The 20,638-nt window shown below is 65.2% G+C and carries 24 protein-coding genes; 19 read left to right on the forward strand and 5 right to left on the reverse strand.

From position 1 onward, the window contains the following. Positions 1 to 50 precede the first annotated feature (50 nt). Genes Q0P59_RS13045 through xerC form a run of 6 tightly spaced genes read left to right on the forward strand, consistent with a single transcriptional unit; the run spans position 51 to position 4,736 of the window. Positions 51 to 893: a lysophospholipid acyltransferase family protein gene (locus Q0P59_RS13045; RefSeq protein ID WP_295006911.1), complete on the forward strand. Its 843-nt coding sequence runs from the start codon at positions 51 to 53 to the stop codon at positions 891 to 893. Between the two features lie 3 nt (positions 894 to 896). Next, positions 897 to 1,772 (forward strand): lipid A biosynthesis acyltransferase, encoded by an 876-nt coding sequence (locus Q0P59_RS13050; protein ID WP_295006913.1) that lies wholly within the window; start codon positions 897 to 899, stop codon positions 1,770 to 1,772. Further along, on the forward strand, positions 1,769 to 2,275 hold the full coding sequence (locus Q0P59_RS13055; protein WP_295006915.1) for an N-acetyltransferase: 507 nt from the start codon (positions 1,769 to 1,771) through the stop codon (positions 2,273 to 2,275). Before Q0P59_RS13050 ends, Q0P59_RS13055 begins: the two co-directional genes overlap by 4 nt. A gap of 60 nt (positions 2,276 to 2,335) precedes the next feature. Further along, complete coding sequence (gene dapF, locus Q0P59_RS13060; protein WP_295006917.1) at positions 2,336 to 3,166, forward strand: diaminopimelate epimerase; 831 nt, start codon at positions 2,336 to 2,338, stop codon at positions 3,164 to 3,166. Beyond that, complete coding sequence (locus tag Q0P59_RS13065) at positions 3,163 to 3,834, forward strand: DUF484 family protein (RefSeq protein ID WP_295006919.1); 672 nt, start codon at positions 3,163 to 3,165, stop codon at positions 3,832 to 3,834. Before dapF ends, Q0P59_RS13065 begins: the two co-directional genes overlap by 4 nt. Continuing rightward, positions 3,831 to 4,736 carry a tyrosine recombinase XerC gene (xerC, locus tag Q0P59_RS13070; protein ID WP_295006921.1) on the forward strand — a complete coding sequence of 302 codons (906 nt, stop codon included), beginning with the start codon at positions 3,831 to 3,833 and terminating at the stop codon, positions 4,734 to 4,736. Before Q0P59_RS13065 ends, xerC begins: the two co-directional genes overlap by 4 nt. On the opposite strand, the gene Q0P59_RS13075 is transcribed toward xerC, so the two are convergent. Beyond that, the gene (locus Q0P59_RS13075; protein WP_295006923.1) at positions 4,733 to 5,680 is read right to left on the reverse strand and encodes a helix-turn-helix domain-containing protein; all 948 of its coding nucleotides are present in this window, start codon (positions 5,678 to 5,680) and stop codon (positions 4,733 to 4,735) included. The two genes, xerC and Q0P59_RS13075, sit on opposite strands and share 4 nt — an antisense overlap. Positions 5,681 to 5,797: 117 nt before the next feature. On the opposite strand from Q0P59_RS13075, the gene Q0P59_RS13080 reads away from it, so the two are divergent. From Q0P59_RS13080 to Q0P59_RS13135, 12 genes are all read left to right on the forward strand, one after another. After that, positions 5,798 to 6,331 (forward strand): cysteine hydrolase family protein, encoded by a 534-nt coding sequence (locus Q0P59_RS13080; protein ID WP_295006924.1) that lies wholly within the window; start codon positions 5,798 to 5,800, stop codon positions 6,329 to 6,331. Positions 6,332 to 6,428: 97 nt separating this feature from the next. After that, on the forward strand, positions 6,429 to 6,581 hold the full coding sequence (locus Q0P59_RS13085; protein ID WP_157274975.1) for a hypothetical protein: 153 nt from the start codon (positions 6,429 to 6,431) through the stop codon (positions 6,579 to 6,581). 73 nt (positions 6,582 to 6,654) lie between these two features. Further along, entirely contained in the window at positions 6,655 to 7,848 is a 1,194-nt protein-coding gene (locus Q0P59_RS13090) for a class I SAM-dependent rRNA methyltransferase (RefSeq protein WP_295006928.1), read from the forward strand. 9 nt (positions 7,849 to 7,857) lie between these two features. Beyond that, complete coding sequence (locus Q0P59_RS13095; protein WP_295006930.1) at positions 7,858 to 8,139, forward strand: hypothetical protein; 282 nt, start codon at positions 7,858 to 7,860, stop codon at positions 8,137 to 8,139. Between the two features lie 88 nt (positions 8,140 to 8,227). Then, positions 8,228 to 9,628: a TonB-dependent receptor gene (locus Q0P59_RS13100; protein WP_295006932.1), complete on the forward strand. Its 1,401-nt coding sequence runs from the start codon at positions 8,228 to 8,230 to the stop codon at positions 9,626 to 9,628. A gap of 11 nt (positions 9,629 to 9,639) precedes the next feature. Next, on the forward strand, positions 9,640 to 10,536 hold the full coding sequence (locus tag Q0P59_RS13105; RefSeq protein ID WP_295006934.1) for a zinc ABC transporter substrate-binding protein: 897 nt from the start codon (positions 9,640 to 9,642) through the stop codon (positions 10,534 to 10,536). Position 10,537: 1 nt separating this feature from the next. Next, positions 10,538 to 11,107 (forward strand): ATP-binding cassette domain-containing protein, encoded by a 570-nt coding sequence (locus tag Q0P59_RS13110; RefSeq protein WP_295006936.1) that lies wholly within the window; start codon positions 10,538 to 10,540, stop codon positions 11,105 to 11,107. Beyond that, positions 11,097 to 11,861, forward strand: a complete 765-nt coding sequence (locus tag Q0P59_RS13115) for a metal ABC transporter permease (protein ID WP_295006938.1) — start codon at positions 11,097 to 11,099, stop codon at positions 11,859 to 11,861. Before Q0P59_RS13110 ends, Q0P59_RS13115 begins: the two co-directional genes overlap by 11 nt. A 45-nt stretch (positions 11,862 to 11,906) precedes the next feature. Further along, on the forward strand, positions 11,907 to 13,205 hold the full coding sequence (locus Q0P59_RS13120; RefSeq protein ID WP_295006940.1) for a hypothetical protein: 1,299 nt from the start codon (positions 11,907 to 11,909) through the stop codon (positions 13,203 to 13,205). A gap of 13 nt (positions 13,206 to 13,218) precedes the next feature. Then, positions 13,219 to 13,755: an ATP-dependent protease subunit HslV gene (hslV, locus tag Q0P59_RS13125; RefSeq protein WP_295006942.1), complete on the forward strand. Its 537-nt coding sequence runs from the start codon at positions 13,219 to 13,221 to the stop codon at positions 13,753 to 13,755. Then, on the forward strand, positions 13,752 to 15,092 hold the full coding sequence (hslU, locus tag Q0P59_RS13130; RefSeq protein WP_295006944.1) for an ATP-dependent protease ATPase subunit HslU: 1,341 nt from the start codon (positions 13,752 to 13,754) through the stop codon (positions 15,090 to 15,092). The genes hslV and hslU overlap by 4 nt, the downstream gene beginning before the upstream one ends. 90 nt (positions 15,093 to 15,182) lie before the next feature. After that, on the forward strand, positions 15,183 to 16,070 hold the full coding sequence (locus tag Q0P59_RS13135; RefSeq protein ID WP_295006946.1) for an AEC family transporter: 888 nt from the start codon (positions 15,183 to 15,185) through the stop codon (positions 16,068 to 16,070). Here the strand turns inward: Q0P59_RS13135 and Q0P59_RS13140 are convergent. From Q0P59_RS13140 to Q0P59_RS13150, 3 genes are read right to left on the reverse strand one after another with little or no spacing between them, the layout of a single operon-like run. Then, entirely contained in the window at positions 16,067 to 16,432 is a 366-nt protein-coding gene (locus Q0P59_RS13140) for an RNA-binding S4 domain-containing protein (RefSeq protein WP_295006993.1), read from the reverse strand. The genes Q0P59_RS13135 and Q0P59_RS13140 overlap by 4 nt on opposite strands. A 5-nt stretch (positions 16,433 to 16,437) precedes the next feature. Further along, positions 16,438 to 17,700 carry a diaminopimelate decarboxylase gene (lysA, locus tag Q0P59_RS13145; RefSeq protein ID WP_295006948.1) on the reverse strand — a complete coding sequence of 421 codons (1,263 nt, stop codon included), beginning with the start codon at positions 17,698 to 17,700 and terminating at the stop codon, positions 16,438 to 16,440. Continuing rightward, on the reverse strand, positions 17,697 to 17,858 hold the full coding sequence (locus Q0P59_RS13150; protein WP_295006950.1) for a lipoprotein: 162 nt from the start codon (positions 17,856 to 17,858) through the stop codon (positions 17,697 to 17,699). The genes lysA and Q0P59_RS13150 overlap by 4 nt, the downstream gene beginning before the upstream one ends. A 41-nt stretch (positions 17,859 to 17,899) precedes the next feature. On the opposite strand from Q0P59_RS13150, the gene cyaY reads away from it, so the two are divergent. After that, complete coding sequence (gene cyaY, locus Q0P59_RS13155; protein ID WP_295006952.1) at positions 17,900 to 18,217, forward strand: iron donor protein CyaY; 318 nt, start codon at positions 17,900 to 17,902, stop codon at positions 18,215 to 18,217. Here cyaY and Q0P59_RS13160 read toward each other — a convergent pair whose 3' ends face one another. Beyond that, the gene (locus tag Q0P59_RS13160) at positions 18,218 to 20,461 is read right to left on the reverse strand and encodes a penicillin-binding protein 1A (protein ID WP_295006954.1); all 2,244 of its coding nucleotides are present in this window, start codon (positions 20,459 to 20,461) and stop codon (positions 18,218 to 18,220) included. It lies immediately after the preceding gene. Between the last annotated feature and the right edge of the window lie 177 nt (positions 20,462 to 20,638).

A 20,638-nucleotide genomic window follows, 5' to 3' on the forward strand; every position in this document is an offset into this window, starting at 1 on the left:
GATTGGATAATGGTAACCTTTTCTCAGGGGGAATCAACCCCCGGGGTTTCATGGTTTTTCTCTTTCGCCTCCTTTCCCTGCTCCCGTTGTGCGTGTTGCATGCCCTTGGCGGGCTGCTCGGCCGGCTGATCTACTGGCTGTCGCCGACCTATCGTCGGCATGTGCAGGAGAACCTGGCACAGGCCGGCATCGATCCCAGCATTCGCGGCGCCGTCGCTGCCGAAACCGGCAAGCAGATGGTCGAGCTGTCGCGCATCTGGATGCGTCCGCTCGACGAGGCCGTGCCGCTGGTTGCCGAGGTGGTCGGCTGGGAACTGGTCGAGGCGGCGCGCCAGGCCGGCAAGGGCATCGTTTTCCTGACCCCGCACCTCGGCTGCTTCGAAATCACCGCCCAGTATCTTTCGTCCTTTGGCGATATCACCGTGCTCTATCGTGAGCCCAAGTCGGCTGCCGCGAATGACTTGATCCTGATGGGCCGCAAGCGCGAGCACCTGCACCTGGCACCGGCCGACCTGTCCGGCGTGCGGGCGCTGATCAAGGCGCTGAAGAAGGGGCAGATGGTCGGCATGTTGCCCGATCAGGCTCCGAAGACCGGCGAGGGCGTGTGGCTGAAGTTTTTCGGGCGCTACGCCTACACCATGACGCTGGCCGCCCGCCTGACCGAGACCGATGCCGTTTCGCTGCTCACCTGGGGGGAGCGCCTGCCCGGGGGGCGCGGTTTCCGCATCCATTTCGCACAGCCGAGCGCGCCCTTGAGTGGTCCGACCATTGAGCGGGCGCAGCAGATCAACCACGAGATCGAGGCCCTGATCCGCCAGTGTCCGAGCCAATACCTGTGGGGCTACAACCGCTACAAACGGCCGGGGGGCGCCGAAGCGCCGCCGGCGGAGTGATTCTTGAAAGTCTTCTTTACCTACATCCTTGTTGGCTTCCTGTGGCTGTTGCACTGGTTGCCATTGCCCCTCCTGCGGGCGCTCGGCCGGGGCCTGGGGCGCCTGCTCTACGCTTTGGGCCGCGAGCGGCGCAAGGTGGCGCTGACCAACCTGCGCCTGTGTTTTCCGGAGAAAACCGAAGCCGAGCGCGAAGCCCTGGCGCGCCGGCATTTCGTGGCTTTCGCCCAGGCCGTGCTCGACCGCACCCTGGGCTGGTGGGCTTCCAGGGAACGCCTGGAGCGCATCATCCGTATCCGCGGTACCGAGCATCTGACCGACCCCGAGGGCCGGCCGGTGATTTTGTTGTCGCCGCACTTCGTCGGGCTCGATGCCGGCGCGACGCGAATCTCGATGTATGTGGTCGGCTGCAGCGTGTTCTCGAACCAGAAAAATCCGGTGCTCAACCGGCTGCTTTATGATGGACGGATGCGCTTCAATCCGGCTGTGCTGTTGTCGCGGCAGGACGGCATGCGCAAGATCGTCAAGGCCATGAAGGAGGGACACCCGTTCTATTACCTGCCGGACATGGATTTCGGCCCGAAGGAGTCGATCTTCGTCCCCTTCTTCGGTGTGCCGGCTGCGACCATCCCGGCGCTGTCCCGCCTGGTGCGCCTGACCGGCGCGCGGGTGGTGGCCTGCATCACGCGCCAGGTCGAGGACGGCTACGAGGTCGAAGTCATGCCGCCCTGGGAGAACTTCCCCGGCGACAGCGTCGAGGCCGATACCGAATTCATGAACCAGTTTATCGAAAGCCAGGTACTGCGCATGCCGGAGCAGTATTTCTGGTTGCACAAGCGCTTCAAGACCCGGCCACCCGGAGAACAGAGGTTTTATAAATGAACAGCAACCTGAACGTCGAAATCCGTCCCGTGACGCCGCCCGATGTGCCGGCGATTGCGGCGCTGGCCCGCGAAATCTGGCAGGCTACCTATCCCGGCATCATCACCCAGGAACAGATCGACTTCATGCTCGAGCAGCGCTACGGCCACGAGCGCCTGTACGACGATCTGGAAGACCTGCACAAGTGGCTGGACCAGGCTTTCGTCGACGGCCGGCGCATCGGCTTCGCCTTCAGCGAAATCTACAAGGGCGAATTCAAGCTCGACAAGCTCTACATCCATCCGGACGTCCAGCGGCGCGGCGTCGGCGGCCAGCTGATCGCCAACGTGGCGCTGCGGGCGAAGCGCGAAGGCTATCCTTGCGTCATCCTGCAGGTGAACAAGCGCAACGTGAATGCCATCGACTCGTACAAGAAATACGGTTTCGTCGTTCGCGAAGTCACCGTGGACGACATTGGCCACGGCTACGTGATGGACGATTACGTGATGGAGAAGAAGCTTTAAGAATTTTGGGCAACGTGCTGTGTCTGCTATGATTTTCAGGATCATTCAGCGGAGCGGCACGTGAAACTCAAATTCTCCAAGATGCACGGTCTGGGCAACGATTTCGTGGTCCTCGACGGCGTGCGCCAACAGCTTTCCCTGAGTCCGGAACAACTGGTTTACCTGGCCGACCGCCATTTCGGCGTCGGCTGCGACCAGATTCTGCTGGTCGAAAAAACGGCGCAGGATGGCATCGACTTCCGCTACCGCATCTTCAATGCCGACGGCGGCGAAGTCGAGCAGTGCGGCAACGGCGCGCGCTGCTTCGTGCGTTTCGTGCACGACGAGGGGCTGACCGAAAAGCGCCAGATTCGCGTCGAAACCCTGAAGGGCATCATCGAGCCGCGCCTCGAAGCCGACGGCAACGTCACCGTCGACATGGGCGAGCCGCGGTTCCTGCCGGCCGAGATTCCGTTCATGGCCGACGACGACGTGATCATTCACCTGCTCGACGTGGCCGACGAAACGCTGGAAACCAGCGTCGTCTCGATGGGCAACCCGCATGCCGTGCAGGTGGTCGACAACGTCGATACCCACCCGGTCGGCCGGCACGGCCCCTTGATCGAGCGTCACGAGCGTTTCCCCAAGCGGGTCAACGCCGGCTTCATGCAGATCGTCGACCGCCATGCCATCAAGTTGCGCGTCTACGAGCGCGGCTCGGGCGAAACCATGGCCTGCGGCACCGGCGCCTGCGCCGCCGCGGTCGCCGGCATCCGCCGCGGCCTGCTCGACTCGCCGGTGCGCGTGACGACCCGTGGCGGCGACCTGAGCATCGCCTGGGGCGGCCCCAGCCGACCGGTCCTGATGACCGGCCCGGCGGTCACCGTATTCACTGGAGAAATCGAATTATGAGCGCCATGTTCCCCGAGGAAATTGCGGACTACCTGAAGAACAACCCGAGCTTTTTCGAGCAGTACGCCGACCTGATGGCGCAGATCTTCGTGCCGCATCCGCACGGCGGCCGCGCCGTGTCGCTGGCCGAGCGCCAGATGCTGACGCTGCGCGAAAAGAACCGGGCGACCGAAAGCAAGCTGGCCGAACTGATCGCCTTCGGCGAGGAAAACGATGCGATCAGCGAAAAGGTGCATCGCCTGGCCGTGGCGCTGGTCGCCGCCGAAACCTTCCAGGCGGTCATCCATCTGCTAAATTTCCACCTGCGCGACGACTTTTCCGTGCCGCACGTCGCCCTGCGTCTGTGGGACAAGCCGGAAGGCATCGAGGACCTGCCCGAGTTCGCGGCGGTCAGTGAGGAACTGCAGGTTTTCGCCGAAACCCTGGCTCGCCCGTACTGCGGTTCGACGGCCGGTTTCGGCACCGCCTCGTGGTTTGGCGAGCATGCTTCCCATATCCGCTCGCAGGCGCTGATCGCCCTGCGCAACGGAGGTGGCACCATCGGCATGATCGCGCTCGGCAGCGAAGACATGCAGCGCTTCTATACCGACATGGGTACCCTCTATCTCGAACGCCTCGGCGAGATGGTTTCCGCAGCTCTCGCCCGGGTGACCAAGAGCGTGTTGTGAGCCCCGTTGCGGCGGTCGACGCCTGGCTGGCCGAACTCTCGGACCAGCGCCGGATGTCGCCGCACACCCTGGCGAATTACCGGCGCGACCTCGGCAAGCTGCTGGCCGCCGCCGGCGATATTCCGCTGGCCGGCGTGCAGGTGCATCATGTCCGCCGTTTTGTCGCCCAATTGCACGCCCAGGGCCTGGCCGGCCGCTCGCTGGCCCGCCTGCTCTCGGCCTGGAGAGGCTTTTTCCGCTGGCTCGGCGAGCGCGGCATGGTGCCGGCCAATCCCTGCGAAGGCATCCGTCCGCCGAAATCTCCCCGCCTGCTGCCCAAGGCCTTGTCGGTCGACGAAACGGCGCGTCTACTGGAACCCGTGGAAGACGACGATCCGCTGCAGGCGGCGCGCGATCTGGCGATGTTCGAGCTGTTCTATTCTTCCGGCCTGCGTCTGGCCGAACTGGTCGTCCTGAATGGCGACGTGCTGGATGACGTGCTGCGCGACGGTGAAATCCGCGTCCTCGGCAAGCGCAGCAAGTTGCGCCTGGTGCCGGTCGGCCGCAAGGCGCGGGAGGCCCTGGCCGCCTGGGGCGCGCTCCGGGGTGAGCTGGCCCGGCCGGACGAGAAGGCCCTGTTCGTCGGCGTGCGCGGCGCCCGCATCAGTCCGCGCATGGTCGAATCCCGCCTGGCGCGCCGCGCCGTGCTGCTCGGCTTGCCCGCCCACGTTCATCCGCACATGCTGCGCCACTCCTTCGCGTCGCACGTCCTGCAATCCTCGGGCGACCTGAGGGCGGTGCAGGAAATGCTCGGTCACGCCAGCATCGCCTCGACCCAGGTCTATACCCATCTCGATTTCATGCACCTGGCCAAGGTTTACGATGCCGCCCATCCGCGGGCCAAGGCGAAACAGGGCAGTTAATCGCCCCTGAATGTCCGGCGCCACGCCACCGGCGAGATGCCGAAGGCCGCGCGGAAATGCTGGCGCAGCGAAACGGCCGAGCCGAATCCCGCCAGGCTCGCCACGACTTCCACCGAATGGGCGCTCGATTCCAGCAGGCGCTGGGCCAGCGCCAGGCGTTCGCCGAGCAGCCAGGCCCCTACCGTTGCGCCGGTCATCTGGCGGAAGTGACGGGTAAAGGTCCGGCGGCTCATTGTCGCCTGCGTCGCCAGGCTGTCCAGCGTATGCGCCTGGTCGAGGTGGGCGCGCACCCAGTCGAGCAGGCCTGAGAGGCGGGTGTCGGTGGCGTTTGCCGGCAGCGGTTGCGCGATGAACTGGGCCTGCCCGCCCTGGCGATGTGGTGGAACGACCAGCCGGCGCGCCACGCTGTTGGCGATTTCTCCCCCCAGTTGCTGGCGCAGCATGTACAGGCAGCAGTCGATGGCGGCGGCGGTGCCGGCCGAGGTCAATACATTGCCATCCTCAAGATAAAGCACGTCGGGATGGAGACGGACCCCAGGGTGGCGTTGGGCGAAATCCTCGGCATAGGCCCAGTGGGTCGTCGCCGCGCGTCCGTCGAGCAGTCCGGCCTGGGCCAGCACGTAGGCGCCGAGGCAGAGTCCGACGATCCGCGCGCCGCGCGCGTGGGCGGCGACGAGGGCGGCGAGCAGGGCGGCCGGAGCCTGCTCCGCCGGGTCGCGCCAGCTCGGCACGATGACGGTGTCCGCCGTGAGCAGCTTGTCGAGGCCGTGCTCGACGACGATGGAAAAGCCGGAGGTTGTCGCCAGCCGGCCCGGCTGGGGGGCGCAGACCGCAAACTCGAAAGGCGGCACGCCCGGGTGAGGGTCGCCGAACACCACGCAGGGTGCCGAGAGGTGGAAGGGGCTGATGCGGTCGAAGGCGACAATGGCAATGGCGTGGCGCATGGTACGACAGACAGGCTTGGTGTGGCCTGATATTGTCGCATATTGTCATTCGGGCCACTTCCTGCCTGCCTGCGCTTTCTCCAGAATGAAGCCTCGTCAAACATACCGGAGAGCATCATGACCGCTGCGAACAAACGCGCCCTGATCGTCATCGATCTGCAGAACGACTATTTTTCCGATGGCAAATTCCCGTTGTGGCAAGCCGAGGAAACCCTGGGCAAGGTCGAATCGGCCATTGCCCGGGCGAATACGCGGGGCATTCCGGTCATCGTCGTCCAGCACGTCGCCGACGCCGGCAAGGGCATTGCGCCGTTCTTCAATGCCGGCACGCCGGGGGTCGAGGTGCATCCGCGCATTCTGGCGGCGGCACCGGGGGCGGTTCTCGTCACCAAGTCCTTCGCCGACAGCTTTCTCAATACGGCGCTGGAGCGGGAACTCGTCCGTCTGGGCGTCGACGAACTGCTGATCTGCGGCATGATGACCCAGAACTGCGTCACCCATACGGCCATTTCGAAATCGGCGGAGAAGTACAAGGTCACTGTCCTCGGCGATTGTTGCGCGAGCGTCAGCGAGATGATCCACAAGATTGCCCTGAATGCCGTTTCGGCGCGCGTGCCGGTGGCGGATGCGGCGGCGGTCATCGGTGAATGAGGGCAAAACATCCGAAAAATCAACCCTCAATTGACGTTTGTTTGTCTACCCACTATGATTGACGGTTTCGAAAAATCGCCGGATTCAAGGAGTTTTCATGGCCATCAACCGTAACCGCCGTTCTTCCCTGGAACGCCGCTGCGTTTCCAAGTCCACCAAGCGCCTGTTCAAGGGCGATGGCAAGACCATGTTCAAGACCATGTACGCTGCCGAATGTCATCAGCGTAACCGCAAGGCACTGGGCGCCTAAGCGTTAACAGGCTTATCAGGGCCCCGGTTGCTGCAAGGTAACCGGGGCTTCTTGCTTTTGAGGTCGGGAAAACATGGCGCAATTGATTCTTCTGCCGGGTAAGGAACGTTCGGCGTTCAAGCAGCATCATCCGTGGTTGTTCGCCGGGTCGGTCGGACGGCTCGAAGGCCGTGCCCGGCCGGGCGATACCGTCGAAGTGCTGGCCGACAACCTGCGGCCGCTGGGCCGCGCGGCGTACAGCCCGCAATCGCAGATTCGCGCCCGTTTCTGGACCTTCGATCCCGATGAGTCGATCGACGACGCCTTCTTCAAGCGCAAGATCGCGGCCGCCGTGGCGCGCCGCCAGGCCTTGCCGGAACTGAAGGGGCAGCAGGGCCTGCGCCTGATCCATGCCGAATCCGACGGGTTGCCCGGCATCATCGCCGACCAGTACGGCGACACGGTGGTGGTGCAGCTCACGTCGGCCGGCGCCGACAAGTGGCGCAAGGCCATCGTCGCCGGCCTGGCCAAGGCCACCGGCTGCGCCCGCATCTACGAGCGTTCCGATTCCGACGTGCGCGGCCTGGAAGGGCTGGAGCCGACCGTCGGCTGGCTGCACGGCGAGGCGCCGGCGGGCGGCCTGAGCATCGACGAGAACGGCGTGCAGCTGGCCGTCGATGTCGTCGGCGGCCACAAGACCGGCTTCTACCTCGACCAGCGCGACAACCGCGCCTGGCTGCGCAGCGTGGCGGCCGGCAAGGAAATCCTCAACTGCTTCTGCTACACCGGCGGCTTCTCGCTGCAGGCGCTGGCCGGCGGCGCGGCCCAGGTGCTGTCCATCGACTCCTCGGGGCCGGCGCTGGCCCAGGCCCGGGCCAATCTGGCCCTGAATCCGCACTTGCCGGCCGAACGCGCCGAGTGGCTGGAAGCCGACGTCTTCCAGGCGCTGCGCGACTTCCGCAAGGCCGGGCGGACTTTCGACCTGATCGTCCTCGATCCGCCCAAGTTCGCCCCGTCGGCAGCGCATGCCGACCGCGCGGCACGCGCCTACAAGGACATCAACCTGCTCGGTTTCCGGCTGCTGCGCCCGGGCGGCCTGCTGATGACCTACTCGTGCTCGGGCGGCATCGGGCTGGAACTGTTCCAGAAGATCGTCGCCGGTGCGGCGCTCGATGCCGGGCGCGAGGCGCGCATCGTCCGCCGCCTGTCGGGCACGGCCGATCACCCGGTGGCATTGAACTTCCCGGAAGGCGAATATCTCAAGGGCCTGCTCGTCCAGGTCGATTAAACTGTCGTCGTGAATCCGCTGCGTCATCTCCTTCTTGTTGCCGTTCTCGTCTTCGCCCAGTTGCTGGCGGGGGCGCATGCCATCGAGCATGCGGCAGGGAACGACGATGCCCTGCCGACGCACGCCTGCCAGCTGTGCCTGACCGCGCACGATCTCGGTATCGCCCTGCCGTCCGTGGCGACTCTGCCACCGGTGGTGGCCCACCCGTTGGTGCCGGAAACGCAAGCGGCCCACGGCCGAGCGAGTTTCCCGGCGCCGATCGCCTGCCAGCGCGGCCCACCCAACGCCTGAAAAAACCGGTTTCCACCGGTTCGTATGTCATTTCCGAAGACCGCTGCCGAGCGCGCGGTCTGTCGTCATGCATTTTCAGGAGTTTTCCATGCAAAAAACCATTGCCATGGCTGCCATGCTGGCCGCCGCCGGAGCGGCCCAGGCCGCCGATAACGCCGATCTGGCCGCCATTCGCGCACAGATCGACGAGATGAAGAAAAGCTACGAACAGCGTATCGCGACGCTGGAAAAGAAGTTGGCGCAAGCCGAATCGAAGGCGAGCGTGCAGCCTGCCGCGGCACCGTCCGCCGCGAGCGAGGCCCGCCAGCCGGCGACCCCGGCGGCCAGCGGTTTCAATCCCGAGGTGTCGTTGATCCTGCAGGGGCAGTACAAGAGCATGAAGGACGTCGCGGAGCGCGGCATCACCGGTTTCTATCCGGCCGGCGGCCACGATCATGGCGAGGGCGCCATTCCCGGGATCAGCAAGCGCGGTTTCTCGGTCGACCATACCGAACTGGTGCTGGCGGCCAACATCGATCCCTACTGGCGGGGCCAGGCCATCATCGCCATGGTCGATGGCCAGGCCGAGGTCGAGGAGGCGTGGTTCCAGTCGCTTGGCCTGGGTCACGGCATCGGCCTGAAGGGCGGGCGTTTCCGTTCCGGCATCGGCTATCTCAACGAGCAGCATCCGCACATGTGGGATTTTGCCGACGCGCCGCTGATGTACCAGGCGATGTTCGGCCCGGAGGCGAGTTACGTGCAGGACGGCGTGCAGTTCAAGTGGCTGGCGCCGACCGAAACCTTCGTCGAGATCGGTGCCGAAGCCGGGCGCGGCGCCAGTTTCCCCGGAACGGACCGCAACAAGAATGGCAGCGGGGCGGTTTCGGCCTTCGCGCACGTGGGCGGCGATGTCGGGGTGTCGAACAACTGGCGCGCCGGCGTTTCGTACCTGACGACCCAGGCCAAGGCGCGCGAAGGGCATTTCGAGGATGTCGGCGGCGTCGAGGCGCTGGGCAAGTTCACCGGCGATTCGCGGACCTGGCTGGCCGATTTCGTCTGGAAATGGGCGCCGAACGGCAATCCGAAATACCAGAACTTCAAGTTCCAGGCCGAGTATTTCAATCGCCACGAAAAGGGCGACTTCTCGTGCGAGGATGCCGATTCGGCCAGTCCCGGCGCCTGCACCGGCGGTGTGAACAGCCTGTACCGCACCCGGCAGTCCGGCTGGTACGCGCAGAGCGTCTATCAATTCACGCCGAACTGGCGCGCCGGCCTGCGTTATGAGCAGCTCGACAGCGGCCATCGCGATTTCGGCGCCAATGCGGCCAATCTGGCGGTGGCCGATTACCGCCCGAAAAAGGCGACGGCGATGGTCGATTACAGCTGGAGCGAGTTCTCGCGCGTCCGCTTGCAATTCGCGCAGGATAAATCGATGCTCGGCATCACCGACAACCAGGTCACCGTGCAGTACATCATGAGCCTGGGTGCCCACGGCGCTCACAAGTTCTAGGAGGCGGCACCATGAAATATCTAGCCATTGGCCTGTTGCTGCTGGCGACGGGCTTGTCCGCCCGGGCCGACCTCAAGGTATTCGCCACGGTGCCCGAGTGGGGCGCGCTGGCCAAGGAAATCGGCGGTGACAAGGTGAAGTTGTACACCGCGACCCATGCCTTCCAGGACCCGCACCGCATCGAGGCCAAGCCGTCCTTGCTGGCGCAGGCCCGGCAGGCCGGTCTGGTCGTCGCCGCCGGCGCCGACCTGGAGGTCGGCTGGTTGCCGCTGGTCCTGCGCGATTCCGGCAATCCGGCCATCCAGCCGGGACGGCCGGGTTACTTCGAGGCAGCGGCCTTCGTCAATCGCCTCGAGGTTCCGGCCGTGCTCGACCGCGCGCATGGCGACGTGCATGCCGCTGGCAATCCGCACACCCACCTCGATCCGCACAACGTGCTCAAGGTCGGCGAAAAGCTGGCGGTGCGCATGGCCGAACTGGATAGCGCCAACGCGGCCGCCTACCAGGCCGGGTTTGCCGCTTTTTCCGGCAAGTGGCAAGCCGCCATGGCGCGTTGGGAAAAGGAGGCGGCGCCGCTGAAAGGCGTGGCGGTGCTGGTTCATCACCAGTCTTTCGTCTATCTGTCGAACTGGTTGGGGATGAAGGAAGTCGGCGCGCTCGAACCGAAGCCGGGCATCGAGCCAACCAGCGGCCATCTGGGCGCATTGCTGGCGCGGCAGCAGGCAACCCCGGCCCGGATGGTGTTGCGCACGGCCTACCAGCAAGAGGCAGCGAGCCAGTGGATCGCCGGCAAAACGGGCATCCCGGCGGTGCTGCTGCCCTATACGGTCGGCGGCACGCCGGAGGCCAGGGATCTGTTCGGTCTGTTCGACGATACGGTCCAGCGCTTGCTCAAGGGCTTGCGCTGACATGCTGCGCGCCGAGGCCCTGGTGGCCGGCTGGGGCAAGCCGGCGACGTCGCCCATCGATTTTTCGCTGCAGGCCGGCGAAATCGTCGGCCTGACCGGCCCGAACGGCGTCGGCAAGAGCACCTTGCTGGCCGCCTTCGCCGGTCGGGCCTCGGTCTTTTCCGGGCGTCTCGAACTGCAGGCGGGCCTCCGGCTCGCCGTGCAGACGCAGGATGTGCCGCCGGTCGACGGCTTGCCGTTGTCGGGGCGCGATTTGCTGGGGCTGACCGGCGCCTCGCCGGCAGGGCTGCCGCCCTGGCTGATCGATCGGGTGGATATCCGCCTCGACCGCCTGTCCGGCGGTCAGCGCCACTACCTCGCGCTGTGGGCGGTGCTCCATGCGCCGGCCGACCTGGTGCTGCTCGACGAGCCGACCAACAACCTCGATGCGGCCGGGGTGCGCCATCTGACGGCGCATCTGCACGAACGGGCGGGCGAGGGCTGTGGCATCGTCGTGGTCAGCCACGATGCGGCGTTTGTCGCCGCCGCCTGCGACCGGGTGGTGGTGCTGGAGGCGCGCGATGGCGACTGATCTCTTCCTGATCCCCTTCTTCACCGGCCTGGGTCTGGCGATCCTGCTGCCGCTGCTCGGCTGCTACCTGCGTTTGCGCGACGAGTGGCTGGCGGCGCTGGCCTACTCGCATGTTTCCGCCGCCGGGGCGCTGCTCGCCCTGGTGGCGGGATTGCCCCCGGCCGCCGGCGGGATTGCCGCCGCGGCCCTGGCCGGCGCCGGCAAGCGGCTGTTCGCCGCCCGTCTTTCCGGGGGGGCGGCGTATGCCGTGTTGTTGCTCGCCGGCTGGTCCGTTGCCGTCCTGCTCGCCGCCAACCAGCCGCAGGCCGAGCGTCTCGGGCATGCGCTCTTCGACGGGCAGCTGTATTTCAGCGGCAGCGAACAGCTGTGGCTGGTCGCTGCCAGCGTGCCGGTCGCGCTGGGCGTCTTGCGGATACTGTCCCGGCATCTGCTGCTGGCCCACACCTACCCCGATTTTTTCCGGATTCGCGGCTTGCGCGCCTGGCCGACGCAAATTGGCTTCGACCTGCTGGCCGCGCTGGCGCTGGCACTGGCGACCATGAGCCTGGGGGTCATGGGCGCTTTCGCGCTGGTCTTCATCCCGCCCTGGCTGGCCTTCCGCCGGGCCAGGAACTGGCGTGCCGGATTGCTGCTTTCCCTGCTGCTTGGCCTGGCCGCCTATGTCGTCGCGTTTGGCGTGGCGCTTTGGCTCGACCAGCCGTTCGGACCCATCCTGGCCATGATGCTGGTGGCGCTGGGATTGATCGTTGCATGAACTCGGACGGCGTGCTAAAACTCCCTTTCTGCATGCGGAGTGGTCATGGTTTTTTCGTTTTTCAAGAAGCAGCCCAACAAGATGCCCGAGCGGCCTGCTGCCCGGCCGCGTCCGGTAGAGCCGCAGCCTGAAGCGAAACCGGCCGAGGCGGCCGTCGAGATGCCGGTCAAGGCGCCGGCCGCGCCCTTGCCCGACCTGGAATTCTCGACCTCCGCGCCCCTCGCTTCCCCGCCGGCGGCGGCACCGCAAAAACCGCCCGCTCCCGCGCCTGTCGCGGCGCCCGAGCCGGCGGCCGACGAAGGTTTCAGTATCGACGACTTCGACAGCGACTTTACCAATTCCAGCGTGATGGGAATCGACGTCGAGCACGACGTGGACCCGTTGCAGTCCTGCGTCGAGCAGGTTGTCGTCCTCTATGCCAATGGCCAGGACGCGGCGGCCCGCTCCTTGCTCGAGACCTTCGTGCGCTCGTATCGCGGGCTGGAAGGCAAGCGTTTCTGGATGCTGCTGTTCGATCTGCTGCAGATCGGCGGCGACCGCGCCGCCTTCGAAAAACTCGGTGTCGACTATGCCGAGGCCTGCGAATCCTCGCCGCCGACCTGGAGCCAGGAGGTGACGGCGAGCCTGCCGCTTGCCGGCGGACCGGCCGTGAGCAAGGTTTTCCTGCAGGGCGTGCTGACCAGCGAAAGTGCCTTGCCGGTCGACGAACTGGCCCGCCTGATCGCCCAGAAGGCCGATATCAGCGTGGATTGCGCCAAGCTGATCGGCTGCGACGACGAAATCGCGGCGCAACTGGCCGATCTGCTGCTGCGGGCGCGCAAGCAGTCCCTGACGGTCGGCCTGCTCGGCGCCGAAGCCTTCATGGAACGCCTGAACGAGCGTCTGGTCGCCGGCGATGCGGTGCACGAGCCGGCATGGCGCCTGCTGCTGGAGTTGCTGCAACGCCATGGCACCCAGGATCGCTTCGAGGAACGGGCAGTCGACTACGCCGTGACCTTCGAACTGTCGCCGCCTTCGTGGGAGACCGCCAAACCAGCCGGGGCGAAGGCCGCGGCAGCCTCTCCGGGGCCGGCGGACGACGCCCATTATTTCGTCGGGGAGCTCAAGGCCTGTCGTTTCGAGGATCTGCCCCAGGTTCTCGAGCGCTACAGCCTGCCCATCCTCGACTTTTCGCGGGTAACCCGACTGGACTTCATCTCGGCCGGGCAACTGGTCAATCGCCTGGCGCCGATCAAGGCCGCCGGACGGGAAATCGTCATCCGCAGTCCGAATCATCTCGTTGCCGAATTGATGGCCGTCGTCGGCCTCAACAAACAGGCACGCATCATCGTTCCCAAGTCTTAATTCAGGAATAAACATGGAGCAATATCACGGCACGACGATCCTGTCGGTGCGCCGGGGCAATCTCGTCGCCATGGGCGGCGATGGCCAGGTCACCCTCGGCAACATCGTCATCAAGGCGACCGCCCGCAAGGTTCGTCGCCTGTACCAGGGGCAGATCCTGGCCGGTTTCGCCGGCGGCACGGCCGACGCCTTCACCTTGTTCGAACGTTTCGAGGCCAAGCTGGAAAAGCACCAGGGCAATCTCGTCCGTTCGGCCGTCGAACTGGCCAAGGACTGGCGTTCCGACCGCGCCTTGCGCCGGCTGGAGGCCATGCTGTCGGTAGCCGACCGCGAATCCTCGCTGGTCATCACCGGCAACGGCGACGTGCTGGAGCCGGAGCAGGGCATCGTCGCCATCGGTTCGGGCGGCGCCTATGCGCAGAGCGCGGCGCGTGCCCTGCTCGAAAATACCGACCTGCCGCCGCTCGACATCGTGACCAAGTCGCTCGAGATCGCCGGCGACCTGTGCATCTACACCAACCGCAATTTTACGCTGGAGACGCTGGAATGACGACCATGACGCCGCCGGAGATCGTTTCCGAACTCGACAAGCACATCGTCGGCCAGAATGCCGCCAAGAAGGCGGTCGCCATCGCCCTGCGCAACCGCTGGCGGCGCTCGCAGGTGGCCGAGCCGCTGCGCCAGGAAATCACGCCGAAGAACATCCTGATGATCGGCCCGACCGGCGTCGGCAAGACCGAAATCGCCCGCCGCCTGGCCCGCCTGGCCAATGCGCCCTTCATCAAGGTCGAGGCGACGAAATTCACCGAGGTCGGCTATGTCGGCCGCGATGTCGAAACCATCATCCGCGACCTGGTCGAAATGGCCATCAAGTCGGGGCGGGAACGGGCCATGAAGGGCATGCGCGCCCGCGCCGAGGATGCCGCCGAGGAACGGGTGCTCGATGCCCTGCTGCCGCCGGCGCGCAGCCCCGGTTTCTTTGCCGAGAATGCCGAGGCGGCGGGCAGCGAAAACACCACCCGCCAGAAATTCCGCAAGAAGCTGCGCGAGGGCGAACTGGACGACAAGGAAATCGACATCGAGGTCGCCGCGCCCAACATGCAGGCCGAGATTTTCGCGCCGCCGGGCATGGAGGAACTGACCCAGCAGATCCAGGGCATGTTCCAGAACATGGGCGGCGGCAAGAAAAAGTCGCGCAAGCTGAAAATCAGCGAAGCCCTCAAGCTGCTCACCGACGAGGAGGCGGCCAGGCTGGTCAATGACGAGGAGGTCAAGCTGGAGGCGGTCAGGGCGGTCGAGCAGAACGGCATCGTCTTCCTCGACGAAATCGACAAGGTGACCAGCCGCTCCGATGCGCAAGGCGCCGACGTGTCGCGCCAGGGCGTGCAGCGCGACCTGCTGCCGCTGGTCGAGGGGACGACGGTGTCGACCAAGTACGGCATGATCCGCACCGATCACATCCTGTTCATCGCCTCCGGTGCCTTCCACCTCTCCAAGCCGTCCGACCTGATCCCGGAATTGCAGGGCCGCTTTCCCATCCGCGTCGAGCTGGATTCGCTGTCGGTGGCCGATTTCGAGTGCATCCTGACCCAGACCGATGCCTGCCTGACCAAGCAGTACCAGGCGCTGCTCGAGACCGAGGGCGTCGCCATCGAATTCGCCGACGACGGCATACGCCGCATGGCCGAGATCGCTTTCCAGGTGAACGAGAAGACCGAGAACATCGGCGCCCGCCGCCTGCACACGGTGATGGAAAAGCTCCTTGAGGAAGTCTCGTTCACCGCCGGCAAGGCCGGGCTGGACAAGGTACGCGTCGATACGGCCTACGTTAACGAAAAACTCGGCGAAGTCGCTGCCGACGAGGATCTGTCGCGCTACGTGCTGTAACAGGAAGGAACGGGGCCAGGAGGGATTTCCGATGGCTCCGTTTTCGTCGGCAATGCGACATGCCAGCCACCCCTCATTCGAGTAAATTTTTTGGACGAGCAAAGCCTGAGTTTCCGCCTGCTGGCGATCCTGTTTCCCATCTTCGGCATCGTCGCCGCCGGTTATTTCTACGGCCGCAAGCACAAGCCCGAAATGGCAGTGGCCAACCGGCTGAACATGGATGTCTTCGTGCCGGCCCTGGTTTTTGCCGCGATGGCCGGCAAATCCTTCGACCTGGCGGCTTATGCGCCCCTGGCGCTGGGCGGCTTCCTGGTGCTCGTGGCTTGCGGCCTGCTCGCCTGGCCGGTCGCCCGCCTGTGCGGCGTGCAGCCGAAGACGCTGGTGCCGCCGATGCTGTTCAACAACTCCGGCAACATCGGCTTGCCGCTCGCCGTGCTGGCCTGGGGCGAGCAGGCCTTGCCGGCGGCGGTCATCCTGTTCATGGTCGAGAACACGCTGCACTTTTCCTTCGGTGCCCGCCTGCTCGATCCGACGACGCGAATCCTGACGCTGTGGCGCATTCCCGTCGTTTTTGCCGCCATTGCCGGGCTGGCGGTGGCGGTGTTCAAGATACCGATCTGGCAGCCGGCCGTCATTGCCATCAAGATGCTGGGCGACGTCTCGGTGCCGTTGCTGCTCTTTTCGCTCGGCGTCCGCATGACCGACGTATCGTTCGGTGAGTGGAAGCTGGCGGTCGGCAGCGCGCTGCTGCGGCCTTTGGCGGGCATGGCCATCGCCTATGGCGTGATTGCCCTGCTCGGTCTGCACGGGCGCGACGCCGCCATGCTGCTGGTGTTCGGCGCCTTGCCGCCGGCCGTGCTCAATTTCCTGTTTGCCGAACGCTACAAGCAGGAGCCGCAGCGTGTCGCTTCCATCGTGCTGATCGGCAACCTGGCGGCGCTGCTGTTCCTGCCGCTGGCCCTGGCGCTCGTCCTTTAGCGGCCGAAGCGGTCCAGTTGCCGGCGATCGCGCTTGGTCGGCCGGCCATGGATGTCGGAGGCCGGTTCGGTCTCGAACTTGCGTCGCATCTGCTCCGCTTCGCGGGCGGCGATGCTGTCCGCGGTTTCCTCGTAAAGCAGGCGGGCTTCGCTGGCCGGGCCGCGTTTCTCCGACAGGGCGCGGACGACGACCTCCCAGCGGGTTTCGCCGTTGAAGACATCCAGGCGGTCGCCGATCCTGACGTCACGCGACGCCTTGGTCGGTGCGCCGTTCAGCTTGATCTTGCCGCCGCCGACCGCATCGGTGGCCAGGCTGCGCGTCTTGAAGAAGCGCGCAGCCCATAGCCACTTGTCGATGCGAATGCCCGTCAAGCCGGCAGGACCTGCTCGCCGGCGTAGAGTTGTTCGACGGTTTCGCGCTGGCGGATGACATGGACCTGGGCGCCATCGACCATGATTTCGACGGCGCGCGGCCGGGTGTTGTAGTTCGAGGCCATGGCCATGCCGTAGGCGCCGGCCGACATCACCGCCAGCAGGTCGCCCGGCTGTACGCAGAGCGGGCGGGCCTGGCCGAGGAAATCGCCGGTTTCGCAGACCGGACCGACCACGTCATAGTCGCGGGTCGTGCCGGGGCGCGGTACGACCGGGTCGATGTCATGCCACGCCTCGTACAGCGCCGGGCGCATCAGGTCGTTCATCGCGGCATCGATGATGGCGAAATTCTTGCCTTCGCCTTCCTTCAGGTATTCGATGCAGGTGAGCAGCAGGCCGGCATTGCCGACCAGGCGGCGGCCCGGCTCGAGCACGACCTGCAGGCCGCGGCCATTGAGCTTGTCGAGCAGGGGATTCAGGTAGGAAGCGACGGTCGGCTGCACCTGGTCGGCCTTGTACTTGATGCCGAGGCCGCCGCCGAGGTCGAGGTGATGAATGCGGATGCCTTCGCCGGCCAGCTGGTCGACCAGCGCCAGGATGCGGTCGAGCGCTTCGACGAAGGGCGAGGGGTCGAGCAGTTGCGAACCGATATGGCAGTCGATGCCGGCGACCTGGATATTGGGCAGGGCGGCGGCACGACGATAGAGCGCCAGGGCGTCGTCGTAAGCAACGCCGAACTTGGCTTCCTTGAGTCCGGTCGAGATGTACGGATGCGTCTTCGGATCGACGTTGGGATTGACGCGCAGGCTGATCGGGGCCTGCTTGCCGCACTGGCCGGCCACCTCGTTGAGGCGTTCCAGTTCCGGAATGGATTCGATGTTGAAGCAGAAGATGCCGACATCGAGCGCCAGCTTCATTTCGGCGGCGGTCTTGCCGACGCCGGAGAAGACGACTTTTTGCGGATCGGCGCCGGCCGCCAGCACGCGCTGCAGTTCGCCGCCGGACACGATGTCGAAACCGGCGCCCATGCGGGCAAAGACGTTGAGCACGGCGAGGCTGGAGTTGGCCTTGACGGCATAGCAGACGAGCGCGCCGCTGCCGGCCGGATGAGCGCCCAGGACATCCTGGAATTCGCGCAGCGACTCGGTCAGCGCGGCACGGGAATAGACGTAGGCCGGCGTGCCGAACTGTTCGGCGAGGATCGGCAGGGCGATGGATTCGGCGTGCAGGACGCCGTTTTTCAGGGCAAAGTGGGTCATTGGGCGTTGGGGCGAGTGGGCGTGCTAACATCCTTGGCAGGTGCCTTGCCGCTGCCCAGCAGCGGCTCCGGCGCCGGGCCGGACGGCCTTTCGAGCTGGCCTTTCATGCCGCAGGCGGCAAGGCCGAGAATGATCAGCAGGGCAGCGATTCTGGACATGTTGGGGACGCTGTCAGCAAAGAGCGGGATGTTAGCACACGATGGATGACAAGGATTTCAACCGCCTGGCCGACGCGATGTTGGCCAGGATCGAAGCGGCCCTCGAGGCCAGCGGCGTCGATCTCGATTTCGAACTGGGGGCGGGAGGCGTGCTGGAAATCGAGTTTGCCGATGACAGCAAGATCATCGTCAATCGGCACGGCGTTAACCAGGAAATCTGGGTCGCTGCCCGCGCCGGTGGTTTCCATTTTCGCTGGGACGGCGCCGCGTGGCGCGATACGCGGGACAACGCCGAGTTGCTCGGGAAATTGTCCGGGCTCGCCAGCCAGCAGGCCGGCGAACCCGTGGATCTGCGCTGATCAGTCGCTGGGCGGCGAGCTGAGGTCGGGCTTGGGCAGCGGCACGGCATCCTGCGATTCTTCCTCGGGGGCGCGCTCCTTGACGTTCTCGGCATAGACATAGGTCCGTTCCCGTCCTTCGCCGTAGGCAACCAGGCCCTCGGGCGCTTGCTGCGTCTGCATCGGAACATCCTTGAGGGCGCGGCCCATGTAGCCGATCCAGATCGGTAGCGCGGCGACGCCGCCGGTTTCCCGGTCGCCCAGCTTGCGCGGCTGGTCGAAGCCGATCCAGGCGCAGCCGGCGACCGTCATCTGGTAGCCGCAGAACCAGGCATCGACATATTCGTTGGTGGTGCCCGTCTTGCCGGCCAGGTCCTGGCGCTTGAGGGCGGCGGATGCCTTGGCGGCGGTGCCGTAGAGGGTGACGTCACGGAGCATGGTGTCCATCATGAAGGCATTGCGCGGGTCGATGGCGCGAATGGCTTCGTTCCCGGCTTCGATTTCGGCCGACTGGGCAACGACTTGGTCGCGTTCGTCGCGAATCTCGCGAACGACGAAGGGGTTGACCTTGTAGCCGCCATTGGCAAAGACCGCGTAGCCGCTCACCATCTGCCACGGCGTGACGGAGCCGGCGCCGAGGGCCATGGTCAGGTAGGGCGGGTGCTTGGCGGCATCGAAGCCGAAGCGCGTTGCGTAGTCCTGGGCGTAGTTGGTGCCGATGGCTTGCAGGATGCGGATCGAAACCATGTTCTTGGACTTGGCGAGCGCCGTGCGCATCTTCATCGGGCCTTCGTACTTGCCGTCATAGTTGTGCGGTTCCCACGCCTGGGCGCCGGTCTGGCTGGCGGGGATGGTGATCGGCTCGTCGGCGATCACGCTGCCGGGGCCGAAGCCTTTCTCCAGCGAGGCCGAATAGATGAAGGGCTTGAAGCTGGAGCCGGGCTGGCGCCAGGCCTGGGTCACGTGGTTGAACTTGTTGCGGTTGAAGTCGAAACCGCCGACCAGGGCGCGAATGGCGCCATCCTGCGGCGAAATGGCGACGAATGCCGATTCGACTTCCGGCAACTGGCTGATCTGCCAGCTGCCCTTGTCATCCTTTTGCAGCCGGATGATGGCGCCCCGTTTCAGGCGCTTGTTGGGCGGCGCCTTGTCGTCGAGCATCCTGGCGGCAAACTTGGTTGCGTCGCCGGTCAGGGTGACGACCTCGCCGCCCTTGCGGTAGGCGCGTATCTGTTTGCTGTCGGCGGCGAGGACCAGCGCCGGAATCAGGTCGCCGGTATCGGCGATGTCCTGCAGCGCTTCGTCGATGGCCTCGTCCTGGTCGGACTTGATGTCCTTCATTTCGAGGTAGGACTCGGCGCCCCGGTAGCCGTGTCGCCGGTCGTAATCCATGACGCCCTTGCGCAGGCTGTTGTAGGCGGCTTCCTGTTCGGCCTTGATGATCGTGGTGTAAACCTTCATGCCGCGGGAGTAGACCTCCTCCGGGAAGCGCTCGGCGGTGATCTGGCGGGCCATTTCGGCCACGTATTCGGCATGCACGGCGTAGCCGGCGAGCTCGCGCTTGATGACCAGCGGTTCCTTCAGCGCCGCCGCCTGCTGCGTGTCGGTGATGTAGCCCAGTTCGTGCATGCGGCGCAGCACGTACTGCTGGCGCAGTTTTGCGCGGTTGGGGTTGACCACCGGGTTGTAGGCGGACGGGGCCTTCGGCAGGCCGGCCAGCATGGCCGCCTCGGCGATCGAGATGTCCTTGAGCGGCTTGCCGAAATAGATCTGGGCGGCCGCTGCGAAGCCGTAGGCACGTTGCCCCAGGAATATCTGGTTGATGTAGAGCTCGAAAATCTGATCCTTGCTCAGGTTGCTCTCGATCTTGAACGACAGCAGCGCTTCGTAGAGTTTGCGGGTGTAGGTCTTTTCCCCGGTCAGGAAGAAATTGCGCGCCACCTGCTGGGTAATCGTCGAAGCGCCCTGGCGCTTGCCTCCCCCCAGCAGGTTGGCGCCTGCCGCACGCAGGATGCCGGTGTAGTCGATGCCGCCATGCTGGTAGAAACGATCGTCCTCGGCCGACAGGATCGCGTGCTTCAACACCGGCGGGACGTCCTGGAAGGCGACTACCGCGCGGCGTTCCTCACCATATTCTCCAATCAGGAATCCGTCTGCGGTATAAATGCGGAGTGGAATTTTTGGACGATAATCTGTCAATACCTCGAGTGATGGCAAATTCGGGTAGGTCAGGACGAGGATGATCAGGATCATGGCCACGCCCATTGCCGCCAGACCGACCAAAAATATGACGGGATAAAGAATCAGACGTAGCGTTGGGGGCAGGGTGGGCACGGTTTTCAGGCGGGCAAGATGAAGTTGCGCCGATTATACGCCGGGCCATATTCCGGCCGTGAAAATGCTTTACACACCTATAGGTTGTTGCTAGCATCTGAAGTGAAT

Source organism: uncultured Dechloromonas sp. (assembly GCF_945957265.1).
GTDB lineage: Bacteria > Pseudomonadota > Gammaproteobacteria > Burkholderiales > Rhodocyclaceae > Azonexus.